General features: G+C 71.5%; 17 protein-coding genes. 5 read left to right on the top strand and 12 right to left on the bottom strand.

All coding sequences use genetic code 11. The annotated features are described in order from the left end of the window. Nucleotides 1-1,131 (top strand): dipeptidase, encoded by a 1,131-nt coding sequence (locus ACIBU0_RS40255; protein ID WP_398828776.1) that lies wholly within the window; start codon nt 1-3, stop codon nt 1,129-1,131. Nucleotides 1,132-1,148: 17 nt separating this feature from the next. Here the strand turns inward: ACIBU0_RS40255 and ACIBU0_RS40250 are convergent, their stop codons facing one another. Both ACIBU0_RS40250 and ACIBU0_RS40245 read right to left on the bottom strand, forming a co-directional pair. Then, nucleotides 1,149-1,409, bottom strand: coding sequence for a VOC family protein (locus ACIBU0_RS40250; RefSeq protein WP_398828775.1), 261 nt, complete (start codon nt 1,407-1,409; stop codon nt 1,149-1,151). Nucleotides 1,410-1,471: 62 nt separating this feature from the next. Beyond that, nucleotides 1,472-1,831: a VOC family protein gene (locus ACIBU0_RS40245; protein WP_398828772.1), complete on the bottom strand. Its 360-nt coding sequence runs from the start codon at nt 1,829-1,831 to the stop codon at nt 1,472-1,474. 118 nt (nt 1,832-1,949) lie between these two features. Here ACIBU0_RS40245 and ACIBU0_RS40240 point away from each other — a divergent pair, with 118 nt between their 5' ends. After that, nucleotides 1,950-2,450 carry a CGNR zinc finger domain-containing protein gene (locus tag ACIBU0_RS40240; protein WP_398828770.1) on the top strand — a complete coding sequence of 167 codons (501 nt, stop codon included), beginning with the start codon at nt 1,950-1,952 and terminating at the stop codon, nt 2,448-2,450. Between the two features lie 4 nt (nt 2,451-2,454). On the opposite strand, the gene ACIBU0_RS40235 is transcribed toward ACIBU0_RS40240, so the two are convergent. The 6 genes from ACIBU0_RS40235 to ACIBU0_RS40210 form a co-directional block, all read right to left on the bottom strand. Then, the gene (locus tag ACIBU0_RS40235) at nt 2,455-3,150 is read right to left on the bottom strand and encodes a plastocyanin/azurin family copper-binding protein (protein ID WP_398828768.1); all 696 of its coding nucleotides are present in this window, start codon (nt 3,148-3,150) and stop codon (nt 2,455-2,457) included. Next, nucleotides 3,147-3,698, bottom strand: coding sequence for a hypothetical protein (locus tag ACIBU0_RS40230; RefSeq protein WP_398828765.1), 552 nt, complete (start codon nt 3,696-3,698; stop codon nt 3,147-3,149). The genes ACIBU0_RS40235 and ACIBU0_RS40230 overlap by 4 nt, the downstream gene beginning before the upstream one ends. A 117-nt stretch (nt 3,699-3,815) precedes the next feature. Continuing rightward, on the bottom strand, nt 3,816-4,862 hold the full coding sequence (locus ACIBU0_RS40225) for a plastocyanin/azurin family copper-binding protein (protein ID WP_398828763.1): 1,047 nt from the start codon (nt 4,860-4,862) through the stop codon (nt 3,816-3,818). 27 nt (nt 4,863-4,889) lie between these two features. Beyond that, complete coding sequence (locus ACIBU0_RS40220) at nt 4,890-6,206, bottom strand: CopD family protein (protein ID WP_398828761.1); 1,317 nt, start codon at nt 6,204-6,206, stop codon at nt 4,890-4,892. Beyond that, on the bottom strand, nt 6,203-6,835 hold the full coding sequence (locus tag ACIBU0_RS40215) for a hypothetical protein (protein WP_398828758.1): 633 nt from the start codon (nt 6,833-6,835) through the stop codon (nt 6,203-6,205). The genes ACIBU0_RS40220 and ACIBU0_RS40215 overlap by 4 nt, the downstream gene beginning before the upstream one ends. 311 nt (nt 6,836-7,146) lie before the next feature. After that, nucleotides 7,147-8,490, bottom strand: coding sequence for a UDP-glucose dehydrogenase family protein (locus ACIBU0_RS40210; RefSeq protein ID WP_398828756.1), 1,344 nt, complete (start codon nt 8,488-8,490; stop codon nt 7,147-7,149). 190 nt (nt 8,491-8,680) lie between these two features. Here ACIBU0_RS40210 and ACIBU0_RS40205 point away from each other — a divergent pair, with 190 nt between their 5' ends. Beyond that, the gene (locus ACIBU0_RS40205) at nt 8,681-9,838 is read left to right on the top strand and encodes an acyl-CoA dehydrogenase (RefSeq protein WP_398828754.1); all 1,158 of its coding nucleotides are present in this window, start codon (nt 8,681-8,683) and stop codon (nt 9,836-9,838) included. A gap of 89 nt (nt 9,839-9,927) precedes the next feature. On the opposite strand, the gene ACIBU0_RS40200 is transcribed toward ACIBU0_RS40205, so the two are convergent. After that, nucleotides 9,928-10,485 carry an acyl-CoA thioesterase gene (locus tag ACIBU0_RS40200; protein WP_398828752.1) on the bottom strand — a complete coding sequence of 186 codons (558 nt, stop codon included), beginning with the start codon at nt 10,483-10,485 and terminating at the stop codon, nt 9,928-9,930. Nucleotides 10,486-10,604: 119 nt separating this feature from the next. Between ACIBU0_RS40200 and ACIBU0_RS40195 the strand changes: the two genes are divergently transcribed. Beyond that, on the top strand, nt 10,605-11,888 hold the full coding sequence (locus ACIBU0_RS40195; protein ID WP_398828750.1) for an LCP family protein: 1,284 nt from the start codon (nt 10,605-10,607) through the stop codon (nt 11,886-11,888). Nucleotides 11,889-11,949: 61 nt separating this feature from the next. On the opposite strand, the gene ACIBU0_RS40190 is transcribed toward ACIBU0_RS40195, so the two are convergent. Together ACIBU0_RS40190 and ACIBU0_RS40185 are read right to left on the bottom strand one after the other, a co-directional pair. Then, on the bottom strand, nt 11,950-12,312 hold the full coding sequence (locus tag ACIBU0_RS40190; protein ID WP_398828749.1) for a four-helix bundle copper-binding protein: 363 nt from the start codon (nt 12,310-12,312) through the stop codon (nt 11,950-11,952). 213 nt (nt 12,313-12,525) lie between these two features. Then, nucleotides 12,526-13,983, bottom strand: a complete 1,458-nt coding sequence (locus ACIBU0_RS40185; protein WP_398828747.1) for an LCP family protein — start codon at nt 13,981-13,983, stop codon at nt 12,526-12,528. Nucleotides 13,984-14,131: 148 nt separating this feature from the next. Here ACIBU0_RS40185 and ACIBU0_RS40180 point away from each other — a divergent pair, with 148 nt between their 5' ends. Further along, complete coding sequence (locus tag ACIBU0_RS40180; protein ID WP_398828744.1) at nt 14,132-15,163, top strand: glycosyltransferase family 2 protein; 1,032 nt, start codon at nt 14,132-14,134, stop codon at nt 15,161-15,163. Between the two features lie 28 nt (nt 15,164-15,191). Here ACIBU0_RS40180 and ACIBU0_RS40175 read toward each other — a convergent pair whose 3' ends face one another. Then, entirely contained in the window at nt 15,192-16,778 is a 1,587-nt protein-coding gene (locus ACIBU0_RS40175) for an LCP family protein (protein WP_398828992.1), read from the bottom strand. Between the last annotated feature and the right edge of the window lie 166 nt (nt 16,779-16,944).

The raw sequence follows: 16,944 nt of genomic DNA, 5'->3' as shown, positions 1-16,944 counted from the left end.
ATGGCGGACCTCAAGGACGAACTGGACACCAGCCCCGAGGTCGGCGAACTCGATGGCCTGCCCGACCACCCGCTCCCGGCAAAGCCGTCCGAACGCGACTCGGGCCCGGCCGAAGGCTCCGGCACCGACCTTCTCGAGCGTGCCCATACCCTCCTCGACGCCCACCCCGTCGCCGACGGCTACAGCGGACTGGCGGCGGCGCTGCGCCACCTCCCCGGGGTCGACCTCGAGTTCGGCGAGGGCGCCGTCGACACGGACGTGCCGCGGATGCGCGAAGGCCATGTCGCGGCACTGTTCTGGGCGCTCCACCTGCCCGAGGAACCGGCCGGGGACCGGGCCGTCGCCGCCACGCTGGACCAGCTGGACCTGGTGAAGACCGTAGTGCGGGGCCACTCCGAGGGCCTGCGCCTCGCCGACGCCCCGGGGCCGATCACCGACGCCCGCCACACCGGCCGCATCGCCGTCCTGCTCGGCCCGGCGGCGGCCGCCGCCCTCGGCGACTCGCTGGCCATCCTGCGCTCCCTGCACGAGCTCGGGCTGCGCGCCCTCACCCTGTCCGGCACCTCCTGGGCGAGCGAGGCGGGGCTGACCCGGTTCGGCGAGGAGGTGCTGCGCGAGATGAACCGCCTCGGTGTGCTGGCCGACCTCTCCGGAGCCTCCGCCGACACCGTCCGCCGTGCCTGCGCGGTCTCCAAGGCTCCGGTCGTGTGCGCCCGCTCCGCCGCCCACGCCCTGCGCTCCCACCCGGCCAACCTCCCCGACGACCTGCTCGCCGCGCTGGGCTCCGCCCGCGGCCTGTGCATGGTGCCGCTCACCGCCGAGCAGACCGGACCGTCCGTCCGGGACGTCGCCGACCACCTCGACCATGTGCGCGAGGTGGCGGGCCCCGAGTGCGTCGGCCTCTCCGGCGCGTACGACGCCGGCACCACCCATCCCCAGGACCTCGCCGACGCCTCCCGCTACCCCCATCTCATCGCCGAGCTGCTGCGCCGGGACTGGACCGAAGCCGACCTGGCGCTGCTGACCTGGGGCAATGTCCAGCGGGTGCTGCGCGAGGCCGACTTCACGGCGCGCGAGGCACAGCGGCGCCGGGAACCGTCGACGGCGAAGATCGCGGACCTCGACGGGTAGCCCTGGTCGGTGCCGGATCAGGTGGGCTCGATCCGGCAGAGGCAGAACGGATGCCCCGCCGGATCGGCGTACACCCGGAAATCGTCCTTGTCCTGCGCCTGCCCGGGCGCGGGCTGGAAGGCCAGCCGCGGCCCGCCCGGCAGCTGGAGGACGACCCTCCCCCACTCTCGGCTTCGCTCGAGCGGGGGGACCCCCATGGGGTCGTCCTCCTCCGGCGTACCGCCGCCGACGCCCGCGTAGAAGCGGGCCAGGGCGCGCGGGTCGGGGCAGTCGATCACGACGGAACGCAGACGGTCAGGGCGGCCATGGGATCCTCCCGGCGGTCAGGGCGTGAACGTGATCAGCAGGCGCACAGGCAGAACGGGTGCCCCGCCGGGTCCGCGTAAACCCGGAAGGTGCGCGAGCGGTCCTCGTTGTCCAGCGGCTTCGCGCCCAGGGCGAGCACCTCCGCCTCGGCCGCGTCCAGGTCCTCGACGGTCAGGTCCAGATGGAACTGCTGCGAGTGATCGGGCGCGGGCCACTTCGGCGGTACGAACCCGGGGGCGGCCTGGAACGCGAGCGCCTGCCCGCCGGGCACCTTCAGGTCCACCCAGTCGCCGTCCCCTTCGACGCTGCCGCCGAGCACGCGCGCGTAGAAGCCGGCGAGGGCGCGGGGGTCGGGACAGTCCAGGACGACGACGCCCAGTTCGGCGATGGCCATGACTTCCTCCTTGAAGCGTTGGTTACCCCTACCGTGCTGTATGAGGTAACTGCGTTACCGCATGCTCCCGCATTGGCGGTAACGTCGCAAGGGGGTAAGCCGGAGGTAGCGTGCAGCCATGAGTGAGAGATCGCCCGCGCCCGGGGGCCTGGAGCTGGTCGAGTCCCTGGTCAACACGCTGGACGTCGAGTCGGGCGCCGACGCGCTGGACACGGCCGAGGGCCGGGCACGCTTCGGGCTGGCCGAGGAGGACGTGCCGGGGGCGCGTGAGCTGCGCGAGTCCCTGCGGGCGGCCCTTCTCGCCCATGCCGGGCACCCGCCGCACCGGGCGGTGACGCCGTTGGGGGAGCTGCTGGCGGGGGCTCCGCTGCTGGTCACGGTCGACGCCGGTGACGGGGCGGCCGGCCTTGCCGCCGCCGACGACGAGCCGCTGACGTCCCGAGTGGCGGTGGTGATCGCCCGGGCGCTGGTCGAGGGCACCTGGAACCGGTTGAAGGCATGTGAGGCCGTCGACTGTCACTGGGCGTACTACGACCGCAGCCCGGCGGGCCGCGGTCGGTGGTGCTCGATGCAGGTCTGTGGGGCGCGGGCGAAGATGCGGCGGTATCGGGCGAAGTGAGGGCCTAGGCCTCCTCCTCCCGGCCCCGGGACGCCCGTGAGCCCACCAGCAGGAGGCACAGCACCGCCACGCCCGCGACGATCCCCGTCAGGAGCAGCAAGGGGTCCAGTGGACGCAGCGTCGAGGCGGTGGCCTGGGGCTGCGGTTCCGCGGCCGGCGTGGGCGCCGGTGACGGGGACGCCGGATGTGCGGCCGCCGGAGCCGACGCGGGCGACGTGGAACGGGCGGGCGATGAGGTCGGTGAGCGCGTCGGTGCCGGACGGCTCGGCGTGGTCGCACGGTGTTCCGGCGACGTCCCGGAACGCGCATGCTCATGCGTGGTCGGCGCGGCCGCCGAGGTCTGCGGTGCCGCCGCCTCGACCACGATCCGGGCCGTCATGTTCGGGTGGACGGTGCAGTAGTAGGCGTACGTCCCCGGCATCGTGAAGGTGAAGCTCCAGCTCCCGCCCTGGTTCAGCAGGGGCGAGTGAAAGGCGGCCGGGGCGGACGTGGTCTTCACGTCGTGCGGGGCGGTGTCCTGGTTGGTCCAGGTCACCGTGGCGCCCGCGGGGATCGTCAGCGTCGCGGGACGGTACGCGTACCCGCTCATGGCCACCCGGTACGTCGCCGCCGCGCTGCCGCCCGGCACGGCGAACAGCAGCCCGAGCAGGACGGACAGGACGAGCACGGCCCCCTGGACCGCTCGCCGGGCCGCCCTCACGCGAACTCCCCGGCGACCAGCAGCCGCAGCCCGGTCGCCGGACGCAGCCGGCCGAACCGGAAACCGGTGGCCCGCCGCAGCAGCCGGTACGGCAGCCGGGCCACACCCACGCCGAGCAGCCGGTCGTCGGCCCGCTCGACGACCCGCAGCCGCAGCAGCACGGGGAAGTCGGTGCCGTCGATGCGGAGGTCGCCGGTCAGCCGGACCGTATCGGCGCCCTCGTGGGCGTGGGCGTGGTCGAGGGTGAGGACGCCCTTGAGGTGGGCGTCGTCGAACTCGAAGCGGAGGGTGGGGTGTTCCTCGCTGGGGTGTTCCTCGCGGTATTCCTCGGTGTGTTCCACAGTGGGCTCCTCGGCGGCCGGCACCGTGAGCGACGCGGCTGCGAAGGTGAGGCGGCGACGGCGTACGGGCAACGGGCCGCACAGACCGGTGAGTTCGACGAGGGAGCGGCCGGGGGCCACGGTGTAGCGGCCGGGCAGGGGCAGCCAGGCGGCCGGACCGGGCGCGCCGGTCGGGGGCGGGTCGACGGGCAGGGTGACGGTTGTCATCCCGGTCTCCTTGGAAAGCGGTTCCGGAAGGGCGGCGGTGACGGGGACAATGGGGGGAGCGCCGGTCCGGCCGACTGAGCCTCGGCCGGACCGGCGTCCGTCTTCCGCGGGGTGCTGTCAGCAGTTGTCGGTCAGGAAGTCCTCGGTGGGGGCGAGCAGGTGCTCCGCCCAGACCGTGTGCATCTGCACGTAGCTGTCGGCGTTCAGCAGATCGGCGACCTGCTGCCCGGGCGACTCCTCCAGGTGCGCCTTGTTGATGTGGTCCAGCAGCACGCTCAGCGTGTCGTCGAGGACCGTGCCGCCGCCCTCGGTGGCGGGCGTCAGGATGCTCTCGATCCACACCGTGTGCGTCTTGATGTACGCGTCCAGCGCGAGCGCGTCCTGCACCTGCTGTCCCGGGGACCGCTCCAGATGCGCCGCGTTGAGGTGCTGGAGGATCGGCAGCAGCACGTCCCGGGCACTGGCACACTGCTCGCCGTCACCGGAGCCGCCGCCCGACGTACCGCCCGATGAACCGCCGGTCGTACCGCCCGAGGTGCCACCGGACGTACCGCCCGAGGTGCCCCCGCCCGACCCACCGGAGCTGCCACCGGACCCACCGGAGGAGCCACCGGACGTACCGCCGGCCGAACCACCTGTGGACCCGCCGGTGGACCCACCGGACGATCCGCCGTCCGCGGCGACGACCTTCACGGACGCCACCATGTCGGGGTGCACCGCGCAGTAGTACTCGTACGTCCCCGCCGTGGTGAAGGTGTACGACCACGAGTCGCCCTGCTCCAGCGTGCCCGAGTCGAACTTCTTCGGACCCTTGGTCGTGGTGACCGTGTGCGGCACGCTGTCGTGGTTGGTCCAGCGGACCGTGTCGCCGACCTCGACGACGAGCTGCTTCCCGTCGCCGAACTTGTTGTTCATGATGTCGACCTGGTGGTCCGGCGCCGCGTCGGCGGCCGGCCGGGCCTGCGCCGCGGCGGCCGCGGGCGCCTGAGCCGCGCCCGCGTCCGCCGTGGAGGTCCCGGAGGCCGAGGTGCCCGAGGCGGCCTGGAGCAGCCCCAGGCTGAGCACCGCGGTCAGCGCCGCGCCGAGTCCGGCGACCAGCAGGCCCCGGTTGCCCGAGGGCGCCCGGCGGCGCGGTGCCGCGTCGCTCTCATTACGTCGTTTCACCACAACTCCTTTGTTCTTCCTGGGAGTTCACTGGCCAGGATTGGTCGTGACCAGCAGACTCGTCACGGCGAGCACGACGAGGACGAGCCCCGTCTCGGCCGCGACCGAGCAACCGAAGGGCCGCACGGTGGCGGCGTCGCCGCGCAGCAGCACGGCGAGATCGAGGCGGGTGCGCACCCACTGACGGCTGGCGAGGGCGGCGAGCAGGACGACCCCGAGCACGGCCGTCTTCAGGAGCAGCAGCCGCCCGTACGAGGTGTGCAGCAGGGCGTCGTACGACCCCACGACCTGCCACGCCAGCACCAGCCCGGCCGCGACGATGCCCGCCACGCTGATCGCCGCCAGCCGTGAGTAGCCCGGCACCACCGCGGCCAGCTCCCCGGCCCGCCGGCGCGGCAGGACGGCCACCGCGAGCACGGCCAGCCCGCCGGTCCACAGCGAGACACCGAGCAGATGCACGAGGTCGGCGATCGCACCCCAGGCGGGATGGCCGCCCTCGGAGCTGTGGCCCGCCATGCCGGTCGCCCGCAGCAGCCCGAGACAGACGGCGAGCGCGCCGACCCGCCAGCCGGGGGAGCGGGAGGTGCGGGACCCGCCCTGGAGCAGTGCGCTCAGCACCACCGCCGCGAGCACCCACAGCAGCACACGGGCGGCGAGGACGACGCCGGGCCCGGTGCTCAGGAGGTCCGTGTACGTCCCGGCGCGCAGGGCGTCCCGCAGGCCGCCGAGCGACGCGTAGGCGCCCTGGAGGCCGATGCCCGCCACCGACGCCAGCAGTCCGCACGTCCAGGCCAGGCCCAGCAGCGCCCGGGCCCGCGGCTCGTGCGCGCCGCGCGGCCACAGCAGCGTGACGAAGGCGAGGCCCCCGACGAACAGCGCCAGCGAGAGATAGCCGGCCCAGCGGGCGGCGACGAGGCCCTTCTGCACCAGGGGGGACGGTGCGGGCGCGGCCTCGTCGCCGCGGTCAGGGGCGGCGGGCGCGGAGATGCCGAAGTCCAGCCGTCCGGATGAGGCATGCCCGTCCTCTTCGTCGACGACCGACCAGACGACGGAGAGGGCGCTGTCCGCCGGGTGACCGAGCGCGGCCCGGACGACCTCGCCCTCGTGCCCGGGCACGAGGGACAGCGGGAGCCGGTCGCCGTCCAGGGTCAGCACGCGTACGTCGCCGAGGTCGACGGGCTCGTCGAAGGTCAGGACGAGCCGGTCGGGGGCCTGCTTCAGCTCGGCGCCGTTCGCGGGGCTGGACCGGACCAGCTCGGTGTGGGCGGAGGCGTGCGGGGTGCCGAGGAGGACGTAGAGGAGCGGCGTGAGGACGAGGAGGGTGAGTGCGCGGCGCGGCGTCACGGCGTCGCCTCCAGGGAGGGAACCGGTGTGGGTGTGGTCGTGCCGCCGAGCAGGGACGAGAGGGGAGCGAGCCCGGCACACGGGGAGGGTCGGGGGGTCGGGGATGCCGTGGCCGTGGGGTCGAGGAGGCCGAGGACGGGCTCGGTGAGGCCGGTGAGGAGCGGCCGTACGAGACGGACCTCGCCGTCCTCGCAGGTGTCGTCGCCGGCGGTGGGGGGCTGGGTGGTCGTGGGGCCGGATGGGGCAGGCGAGGGCGGGGGGCCGGACGGGGCGGGGGAGGCGCCGTGGCCGGTGTGGCCGCTGCCGCCGGGGTGGGCCGTGTGGTCCTCGCCCGCACTGCCGGGGTAGAAGACGCCGGGTCCGCCGGCGATCGGCAGCATCCCGGTGCCCGCCGCACCGCCGCCCGGGGCTCCTTCCGCGGTGCCTCCCGGAGCGGCCGGCGGGGCGGGCGCGGAGGGGGACGACGGTTCGGTGGCCGCGGGCGGGGCGGCGCTCGGCGCGGAAGAGGCGGAGGGCGCGCCGATCCCCGACGCGTAGCCGAGCACGACCACCACGGCGCCCACGAGCGCTCCCGCGATCAGTTCGTCACGGTGGTCCTGCGGCCACAGAGCCCGGCGGAACAGGGGCATGATCACTCCTGGCATGGTCCGTTCAAACGGGCGAACGCGGACCAGTGGAGTGGCGCGCGAATTCCGCGCGGCTACACGTCAGTTAAACGGCTGTTGCGGTGCCTCTCTTTCGGGGGTGCCACCTCTGTGAGACCGGGCGAGAACGCCGCTATTCCGCGCAATGCGGCTGTGAAGAATTCGCGTCGGTGCTTTTCTTTTCCCGCACGCTACTCGAATAGAATTCGAAGACGAGTGGGGATTTCAAGGAGAACGGCATATGCACACGCCGGGGTCCCGGCAGGCCGGTTGGCCTGCCGTATGGGTCGGGCCTTTCAGGCCGTCGGCCGCCCCATCGCCCGATAAGTCCAGCCAGCCTTCCGCCACAGCTCCGGGTCCAGGGCATTGCGGCCGTCGAGAATGACCCGCGCCGCCGCGGCCTCACCGAGTGCCGCCGGATCCAGCTCGCGGAATTCCCGCCATTCCGTCAGATGCAGGACGACATCGGCGCCGCGCACCGCGTCGATCGCGCTGTCGGCATAGCCGAGGGTGGGGAAGAGACGGCGGGCGTTCGCCATGCCCTTGGGGTCGTACACCGTGACCTGGCCGCCCTGGAGGTGGATCTGCCCGGCGACGTTCAGCGCGGGCGAGTCGCGTACGTCGTCCGAGTCGGGCTTGAAGGTGGCGCCGAGCACGGCGACCCGCTTGCCCAGGAAGGGCCCGCCGCCCAGCGCCTGCCGGGCGAGCTCCACCATCTGGCCGCGCTGGCGCATGTTGATGGAGTCGATCTCGCGCAGGAAGGTCAGCGCCTGGTCGGCGCCCAGCTCACCGGCCCGGGCCATGAAGGCGCGGATGTCCTTGGGCAGACAGCCGCCGCCGAACCCGATACCCGCCCGCAGGAACTTCCGGCCGATCCGGTCGTCGTACCCGATGGCCTCCGCGAGCTTGGCGACATCGCCGCCGGCGGCCTCACAGACCTCCGCCATCGCGTTGATGAAGGAAATCTTGGTGGCGAGGAAGGAGTTGGCGGAGGTCTTCACCAGCTCGGCGGTGGGGAAGTCGGTGACGACGAAGGGGGAGCCGGCGGCGATCGGCGTGGCGTACACCTCGCGCAGCAGCTTCTCGGCCCGCTCGCTGCGCACGCCGACCACGATCCGGTCCGGCTGGAGCGTGTCCTCGACGGCGAAGCCCTCGCGCAGGAACTCCGGGTTCCAGGCCAGTTCGGCGTCCTCGCCGGCCGGCGCGTGCTCGGCGAGGTACGCGGCGAGGCGATCGGCGGAGCCGACGGGGACGGTGGACTTGCCGACGACGAGCGCGGCGTTCTTCAGGTGCGGGGCGAGCGAGGCGAAGGCGGCGTCGACGTACGACATGTCGCAGGCGTACTCGCCGTGCCGCTGCGGGGTGTTGACGCACACGAAGTGCACATCGCCGAACTCCCCGGCCTCGGCCCAGTCCATGGTGAACCGCAGTCGCCCGGTGGACCCCTCGATGCCGGCGACGTGCCGGCGCAGCAGCTCCTCCAGCCCCGGCTCGAACATCGGGACCTGGCCCCGCTGGAGCATCTCGATCTTCTCGGGCACGACATCGAGCCCCAGCACCTCGAACCCGAGCTCGGCCATGGCCGCGGCGTGGGTGGCGCCGAGATAGCCGGTACCGATCACGGTGATCTTCAGGGCCATGGAGACTCCAGCAAACGAGGACGGGGCAGTGCGGGCCCGAGCATAGTCGGCGGGCCTGACGGGCAGCTTCCCCGCTGTCGCCAAGCTCACGTATCAGTCCCGTGAGCCGACCTCTAAAATTGAGTTACTTAACGGTAATTAGCGCCAGCATCGCACTGACACCCCCAGCGTCCTTGGAGCGTGAGAGACCTTGGCCGGATCGGCTGACTTCGACCTGTACCGCCCGTCCGAGGAGCACGACATGCTCCGTGACGCCATCCGTTCGCTGGCCGAGGCGAAGATCGCGCCGCACGCCGCCGCGGTGGACGAGGAGGCCCGCTTCCCGCAGGAGGCGCTGGAGGCCCTGGTCGCGAACGACCTGCACGCGGTGCACGTGCCCGAGGAGTACGGCGGCGCGGGCGCGGACGCGCTGGCGACGGTGATCGTGATCGAGGAGGTCGCGCGGGTCTGCGCGAGCTCCTCCCTCATCCCGGCCGTGAACAAGCTCGGCTCCCTGCCCGTGATCCTCTCCGGCTCCGAGGACCTGAAGAAGAAGTACATGACGCCGCTCGCCAAGGGTGAGGGCATGTTCTCGTACTGCCTCTCCGAGCCCGACGCCGGTTCGGACGCGGCCGGCATGAAGACCAAGGCGGTCCGCGACGGCGACCACTGGGTCCTGAACGGCGTGAAGCGCTGGATCACCAACGCGGGCGTCTCCGAGTACTACACGGTGATGGCGGTCACGGACCCGACGAAGCGCTCGAAGGGCATATCGGCCTTCGTCGTCGAGAAGTCGGACGAGGGCGTCTCCTTCGGCGCCCCGGAGAAGAAGCTCGGCATCAAGGGCTCGCCGACCCGCGAGGTCTATCTGGACAACGTCCGCATCCCGGCGGACCGCATGATCGGCGAGGAGGGCACCGGCTTCGCCACGGCGATGAAGACGCTGGACCACACCCGCATCACCATCGCCGCGCAGGCCCTCGGCATCGCCCAGGGCGCCCTCGACTACGCCAAGGGCTATGTCCAGGAGCGCAAGCAGTTCGGCAAGCCGATCGCCGACTTCCAGGGCATCCAGTTCATGCTCGCCGACATGGCGATGAAGATCTCGGCCGCCCGCGCCCTGACCTACCAGGCCGCCGCCGCCTCACAGCGCGTCGACAGCGACCTCACCTACCTGGGCGCCGCCGCCAAGTGCTTCGCCTCGGACGTGGCGATGGAGGTCACCACGGACGCCGTCCAGCTCCTCGGCGGCTACGGCTACACCCGTGACTACCCGGTCGAGCGCATGATGCGCGACGCCAAGATCACGCAGATCTACGAGGGCACGAACCAGGTCCAGCGCATCGTCATGGCCCGCAACCTGCCGTAACGGCTGCTGAGCCGACCACTGAGGGGCGCCACCCACCGGGGGCGCCCCTCACTCGTGTCCGAACCTCGGCCCGGGCCTCGATCCGGACCTCAGTCCTCGAACCCCTCCGCCAGCCGCTTCTCCCGCAGCTCCTTGATCGCCCGCCGCCGCGCCAGCCGGTGCGTCCGCCTGATCTGCGCCTCCTGGTAGCGCCGCTTGTCGCGCTCGGTCTCCGGTATCACTTGCGGAACCTGGCGCGGCTTGCCGTCGGCGTCCACCGCCGCGAACACCAGGTAGGCCGAGCCGACCTGGGTGGGCGGCGCCGACTCGTTCCAGCGCTCGGCCAGCACCCGCACGCCGACCTCCATCGAGGTGCGGCCGGTCCAGTTGACCTGGGCCTTCACATGGACGAGGTCGCCGACGCGGACCGGCTCCAGGAAGGCCATCTCGTCCATGGACGCGGTGACGGCGGGGCCGCCGCTGTGCCGGCCGGCCACCGCGCCCGCGGCATCGTCGACGAGTTTCATGATCACACCGCCGTGCACCGTGCCCAGGAGGTTGGTGTCGTTGTGGGTCATGATGTGGCTGAGGGTGGTGCGGGAGGCGGATGTCGGCTTGCCCGGGATCTCCGGAGTGCCCGACTCCGCGGCGGTGACCTGGTCTGTCATGGCCTCCACCTTATGCCGCGTCGACATTCGCGGACTTTGTGTTGGGTTCGCAACAGCCGTGCCCCTATTTTCCGCCGAACCTTGTGAGACACCTGGCCGTGCCCTGCATAGTGGGGCGCATGAATGACTGGCCCCAGGGATGGTCCGACAACAACCGCGGCGACCACTACGGACGCGGCAGCGCGAGCGCACAGCCCGAGGGCGCGCGCGTGATGCGGCAGGTCCGCCGCGGTCAGGCGGCACCTCCCGGCCAGGGGTACGGCGGGGTGCCCCGGCAGCCGTCGTACGTGAACGGCCAGGGCCACGGTGGCTACGGCGACGACACCGCCTACGACGACGGTTACGACAGCGGCTACAACACCGGCCAGGTCTACGGCGGGGGTGGCGGCTCCGGCGGCGGGGGGATGGGCGAGCGGCCCGCGCCGAACTGGCGGCGCCGTATCAAGCTGACCGCGATAACCCTCGTGACGGTGCTGGTCGTGACGACCGTCGCCACCTACTTCTGGGCCGACGGCAAGCTCAACCGCGAGGTCGACCTGTCCAAGGTCATCGACCGGCCGGAGGCGGGCGAGGGCACGAACTACCTGATCGTCGGCTCCGACAGCCGCGCGGGCATGACCGCCGAGCAGAAGAAGCAACTGCACACCGGGTCCGCCGAGGGCAAGCGCACGGACTCGATGATGATCCTGCACGTCGGCAGCAACGGCGACACGCTGGTCTCCCTGCCGCGCGACTCGAACGTCACGATCCCCTCGTACAAGGGCTCGGACTCGGGGAAGCTCTACCAGGGCACCGGCCGTCAGGTGAAGCTGAACGCGGCGTACGCGGAGGACGGGCCCGAGCTGCTCGTCCGCACCGTCGAGGCCAACACCGGTCTGCACATCGACCACTACGTCGAGATCGGCTTCGCGGGCTTCGCGAACATCGTCGACTCGGTCGGCGGTGTCGAGATCGACATCCCGCAGGACATCAAGGACTCCAAGTCCGGCGCGGACTTCAAGAAGGGCAAGCAGACCCTGAACGGCGAGGAGGCGCTCGCCTTCGTCCGCACCCGGTACGCACTGGCCGGCTCCGACCTGGACCGCACGAAGAACCAGCAGAAGTTCCTGTCCGCCCTGGCCAACCAGGTGGCGACGCCGGGCACGGTCCTCAACCCGTTCAAGCTGTACCCGACCATGAGCGCGGGCCTGGACACCCTGATCGTCGACAAGGACATGAGCCTGTGGGACCTGGCGTCCATGTTCTGGGCGATGAAGGGCGTCAGCGGCGGCGAGGGCAAGTCCATGAACATGCCGATCTCGGGCAACTCCGCGAACGGCAACCTCCAGTGGGACACCGCGAAGGTGAAGACGCTGGTGGAGCAGCTGAAGAACGACGAGACGGTGACCGTCTCCGGCAAATGAGCACCACCCGCGCGTCGAGGGCACCCCTAGGGGCGCCCTCGACGCGCTGTCCGGGCCGTCCTCACATGGTGGCGCCCGCCATCGCGCGACAGCTCTCGGCGCAGCGGCGACACGCCTCGGCGCAGCGCATCATCTGGGGATCGTCCGGCATGGACATACACGCCTCGGCACACATGTCACAGGCCCTGGCGCACATCGCGCACATCTCCGCCGACATGGGCGAGCGGCGCATCATCATGTCCGCGCACATGCGGGTCGTCTCGGCGCAGTCCATGAGCGCCCGCATGATCTGCATCTGCGGCTGACCGCCCATCTGCATGCAGGAGCTCATCGTCTCCTCGCAGATCGCGTGGCAGGACATGCACGCGTCGACACAGGCCTGCATCTCCTTGCTCATGGCCGTCATCGTTCCGGGCTGGGTCATGGCTCCTCCTGGGACCAGAGGGGCCCGGGACGGGCCCCGTGCCCTTCCGTCCTACGCCCACCCACCGCGCCGCGCCATCGGGCGGACGCGAACAATTCCCACCAGATGCCGCACGGGCCAACGCGTCCGACATTCCGTCAAGGGCTGTCGTACAGACCCATTGGAGTTACGGCCTGTGCACCGCACCCTTGCCTCGCGGAGCGTCACTCCCCGTCACGAGCACCCCGTCTCGTCCCCCCGCACCACAATGGAATCGCCCTGCGTCGGGTCCTCCGACCGCACCTTGCGGACCTGCCGGAAGTCCGCTCCCACGATCACCTTCAGCGTCGGCCCCAGCCCCTTCACCGGCCGCAGCTCACTCCCCGGCAGCGCGGCCGCCAGCGACTTCGCCGAGCGGTCCCAGCGAGGGTCGTGCGCGACGACCGTCCGCTTCAGCGAGCGGTCCTCCGCGTCCACCGGCCGCCCGCTCGTACGGAAGCCGGTGGCCGCCAGTGCCGCGTCGACGCGCTGGCCGAGGCCTTCCGCGTGCGTGCCGTTCTCCACCTGGACATGGATCTCCTGCGGGGCCACCTCCACCCGGACCACCTTGGTCCGCTTGCGGTGCACGTCCAGCGGCCGGTCCTCGCGCAGGGTCCGGAAGAGGCGCTCGGCCTTCGCGGAGTTCCACTTCACCGTGGAACCGACGCCCTTCACGTCGTATCCGATCTGCCGGATGGGCACGGTCGTGAACTCCGACGACGAGGGTGAGAAGTTCCGCATCGCCCGACCGAGGTCGAGCAGCTCGCCCGTCCCGAAGCCCTTGTCGGCGCGCACCGAGCCCAGCACCGCCCGGGTCACGTCCCGGAACCGCATCGGGTTCAGCAGGATCCCGGACGACGTCGCCCGCTCGATCAGCGCCGCCATGAAACGCTGCTGGCGCTGCATGCGGCCCAGGTCGGAGCCGCTGTCCACATGCCTGGCGCGCACGTACTGCAGCGCCTCGCCGCCCATCAGCCGGTGGGTGCCGGCCGGCAGGTCGAGTCCGGTGTACGAGTCCTTCAGCGGCTCGGCGGTGCACACCTGCACGCCGCCGACCACGTCCACCGTCTTCATGAAGCTCGTGAAGTCGACCTCCAGATAGTGGTCGATCTTGATGTGGGTCATGTGTTCGACCGTGCGGACGGTGAGGTTCGGACCGCCTTCCGCGTACGCCGCGTTGATCTTGATGGGGTGCGCCTTGCGCCCCTCCCCGGCCGGCACCTCGGCGTACGAGTCACGCGGCAGGCTCACCACGCTCGCCCGCTCCCGGTCCTCCGAGATGTGCACGATCATGATCGTGTCGGTGCAGTGACAGGGTGCCCCGCCGAGCCGGTACTTGCGCCGCTCCTCCTCGCTGATGCGGTCGCGGCCGTCCGTCCCGACGAGCAGCACGTTCATCCCGTGCCCCGCCTGCGGACGGTTCTTCATGTCCTTGAACGGGTCCACGCGCGCGATCTTCGCGTCCAGGCTGGTGACCACCGCGTGCCCGATCCCCGCGGAGGCGAGGACCACGACGGACAGCGTGGTCACCGCCCGCATCGCCCAGCGCGGCCGCTTCCGCCGCACCGGCGCGACCGGTCGCGCCCCGCCACGGCGGGAGGGCTGCGGACGGCGCTGCGCGGGAGGGGGGGACTGGCGGGGCGGCGTGGGCATGGGGGAGATACCTCCGCGGGAGCTTGCCTTGCCCTGGGGGCCGTACGTGGGGTCCATGAGCACGGTAGGCCCATACGATCTCCTGCCCGGGGCAGCGACCCGGGCGGCGCGCAAGGGTGTCCCCCGTTCGCGGTAACGTGAGCCCCCTATGAACGCCAATCCCGACGTCGTGCAGCTCCCCGCCGTGTCCGTCATCATGCCCGTCCTCAACGAGGAGCGGCATCTGCGCGGAGCCGTCCAAGCGATCCTCGCGCAGGAGTACGCCGGCGAGATGGAGGTCGTGATCGCCCTCGGTCCGTCCACGGACCGCACGGACGAGATCGCCGCCGAGCTCGTGGCCGAAGACCCCCGGGTGCACACCGTCCCCAACCCGACGGGCCGCACGCCCGCCGCGCTGAACGCCGCGATCAAGGCCTCCCGGCACCCGATCGTCGTCCGCGTCGACGGCCACGGCATGCTCTCGCCGAACTACATCGCCACCGCCGTACGGCTCCTGGAGGAGACCGGCGCGCAGAACGTCGGCGGCATCATGCACGCCGAGGGCGAGAACGACTGGGAGCACGCCGTCGCGGCCGCGATGACCTCGAAGATCGGGGTCGGCAACGCCGCCTTCCACACGGGCGGCCAGGCAGGGGAGGCCGAGACGGTCTACCTCGGTGTCTTCCGGCGCGAGGCGCTGGAGCAACAGGGCGGCTACAACGAGGAGTTCATCCGCGCCCAGGACTGGGAGCTCAACTTCCGGATCAGGGAGGCGGGCGGGCTCATCTGGTTCTCGCCCGAGCTGCGGGTGTCGTACCGCCCGAGGCCGAGCGTGAAGGCGCTCGCCAAGCAGTACAAGGACTACGGCCGCTGGCGCCACGTCGTCGCCCGCTACCACGCCGGCTCCATCAACCTGCGCTATCTCGCCCCGCCGACGGCGGTCTGCGCGATCGCGGCCGCCCTGGTGGCCGGCGCCCTGGTCACCCCGTGGGCGCTGGTGATCCCCGGCGGCTACCTCGCGGCGATCGTCGCCGGCTCGGTCCCGGCGGGCAAGGGCCTGCCCCTGAAGGCACGCCTGCAGATCCCCGTCGCCCTCGCCACCATGCACATGTCCTGGGGCTACGGCTTCCTGACGAGCCCGCGCTCGCTGGCGCGGAAGGTCATCGCGTCCCGGCGCCCGGCGGTCCTCAGCTCCAACTGAGCCCACCCGGGCGCCGGCCCGCCCCTAATTACCAGGTGAAGTCCGGGTCCACCTTCATGCACGCCTTGGTGTCGGAGGCGTTGAGGGCTTCCGCCGTCTTCGGGGTCTTGTCGTCCTGCTTCGGCGCCTTGTACGCCGTACCCTCCCGCCAGTCGGCGCCGACGACGAGGGTGACGCCGGAGACGTCCGTGGACTTCTTCACGGCGCCGGCCGGGATACCGAGGGCCTTGGCGATCCGCCGGGCGTCGCCCTCCAGGTCGGCGCTCGGGTAGCGGACGACCGTCGTCTCCTCGGCCGGTGCGGCCGACCGGTCCGCCACGGACTGGGCGAAGCCCTTGTCGACGAGCAGCTGGGCGATGGTGGTCGCGCGGCCCTGCGCCGCGGCGAGGGTGTCGGTGCGGGTGCCGTTCTGCACCTGGACGGCGATCTCACCGTCCGCCGCGGCCGGGTCGGCGGAGGCCTTCTCCTCGGTGTTCTTCTTCTTGTCCTTGCCGTCGAGGGCGATGTCCTCCCGCACCAGCCGGAACAGCTTGGTGGCGTCCTCGGTGGGCACCACCCGGCCGGTCTGGATCGTGTCGTACGCGTTCGGCATCGTCGTCATGGTGATGCGCGAGGTCGGCACCTTCTTGAGCTCGCCCGCCAGGTCGTACAGCTTCGCGACGGTGCCCAGGCTCGGGTCGACGGTGAGCGCCTTGGTGGCCGCCTCGGCGAGGGCGCGCAGCTTGCCGGGGCTGCTCAGCTTGGCGTTCTTGCGCAACTCGCGGACCATCGAGTTCATGTACATGTGCTGCGCCTTGGCGCGGGCGAGGTCGCTGCCGTCCTCGAAGCCGTACCGGGTGCGCAGCCACTGCAGGGCCTGCTCGCCCTTGACGGACGTCGTGCCCTCCTCCAGTTTCAGGCCCGAGCCGTGGCCCTTGCTGTCCTTGGAGCGGATGTTCTTGTCGACGCAGACCGGGACACCGCCGATCGCGTCCGCCATCGACACCACGCCCGAGAAGTCGATCATCATGAAGTGGTCGATGTGGATGTCGGTGAGCTTCTCCCACGTCGCCACCGTGCACCCCGGGCCGCCGCGGCCGAGCGACCGGTTCGTCATCACGCGGTCGAGGGCCTCGTACACGTCCCCGCTGTCCGGGTCGGTGCACTTGGGGATATCCACCAGCGTGTCGCGCGGCATGCTGACGACCGACATGTTGGTGCGGTCCGCGGAGACGTGCAGCAGCATCTGGACGTCGGCGAGCGGCGCGGCGCCGAACGTCTCCTTCGCGCCGCCGAGTTTCTGGTTCTCCTTGCTGTCCCGCGCGTCCGAGCCGATCAGCAGGATGTTCAGCGGCGTCTGACCGGCCGCGTTCGCCTCGGTCCTGGCGGCGCGGTCCTTCGCGTCGCCGATGTTGAGGTCGTCCTTCTTCAGGTTGCCGTTGAGGTGCTGGTAGTAGAGATACCCGGCACCCGCGGTGCCCAGTATCACCACCGCCAGAACCGTCGCCGACCAGCGCAGCACCCGCCGTCTGCGGCGCCTGCCGTCGGTCCCGCGGCCACCCCTGCGTCCCCCGCCGCCGTGTCGGCCGCCCTGGTCGGCCGGCGTGTCCTGGTCGGCCTGCGGGGTGAGCGACATGGTGTCGTCCACCGCGGGGGCCTCCCCTCGCACACTGCTCTGCGCCAACTCTCTGCCCTTCCCCACCCTTGGCCCTACGCGCGGTCGCTCCGCGCCGGACCTCCCTGTCCGATGCGCAGCGAACCATGTCAGGCCACCCTGTCCGACACCGGTTCGCAACCTTTCA

Source organism: Streptomyces sp. NPDC049627 (genome assembly GCF_044465645.1).
Lineage (GTDB): Bacteria > Actinomycetota > Actinomycetes > Streptomycetales > Streptomycetaceae > Streptomyces.
The sequence above is the reverse complement of the archived record's forward strand: the minus strand, read 5'-3'. Positions and strand labels throughout refer to the sequence as shown.

Coding starts and splice junctions, on each gene's coding strand:
- ACIBU0_RS40185 (WP_398828747.1), bottom strand. CDS start 13,983: ATGCCCACGCCGCCCCGCCAGTCCCCCCCTCCCGCGCAGCGCCGTCCG.
- ACIBU0_RS40240 (WP_398828770.1), top strand. CDS start 1,950: ATGAGTGAGAGATCGCCCGCGCCCGGGGGCCTGGAGCTGGTCGAGTCC.
- ACIBU0_RS40255 (WP_398828776.1), top strand. CDS start 1: ATGGCGGACCTCAAGGACGAACTGGACACCAGCCCCGAGGTCGGCGAA.
- ACIBU0_RS40230 (WP_398828765.1), bottom strand. CDS start 3,698: ATGACAACCGTCACCCTGCCCGTCGACCCGCCCCCGACCGGCGCGCCC.
- ACIBU0_RS40190 (WP_398828749.1), bottom strand. CDS start 12,312: ATGACCCAGCCCGGAACGATGACGGCCATGAGCAAGGAGATGCAGGCC.
- ACIBU0_RS40200 (WP_398828752.1), bottom strand. CDS start 10,485: ATGACAGACCAGGTCACCGCCGCGGAGTCGGGCACTCCGGAGATCCCG.
- ACIBU0_RS40245 (WP_398828772.1), bottom strand. CDS start 1,831: ATGGCCATCGCCGAACTGGGCGTCGTCGTCCTGGACTGTCCCGACCCC.
- ACIBU0_RS40210 (WP_398828756.1), bottom strand. CDS start 8,490: ATGGCCCTGAAGATCACCGTGATCGGTACCGGCTATCTCGGCGCCACC.
- ACIBU0_RS40195 (WP_398828750.1), top strand. CDS start 10,605: ATGAATGACTGGCCCCAGGGATGGTCCGACAACAACCGCGGCGACCAC.
- ACIBU0_RS40175 (WP_398828992.1), bottom strand. CDS start 16,778: ATGTCGCTCACCCCGCAGGCCGACCAGGACACGCCGGCCGACCAGGGC.
- ACIBU0_RS40215 (WP_398828758.1), bottom strand. CDS start 6,835: ATGCCCCTGTTCCGCCGGGCTCTGTGGCCGCAGGACCACCGTGACGAA.
- ACIBU0_RS40180 (WP_398828744.1), top strand. CDS start 14,132: ATGAACGCCAATCCCGACGTCGTGCAGCTCCCCGCCGTGTCCGTCATC.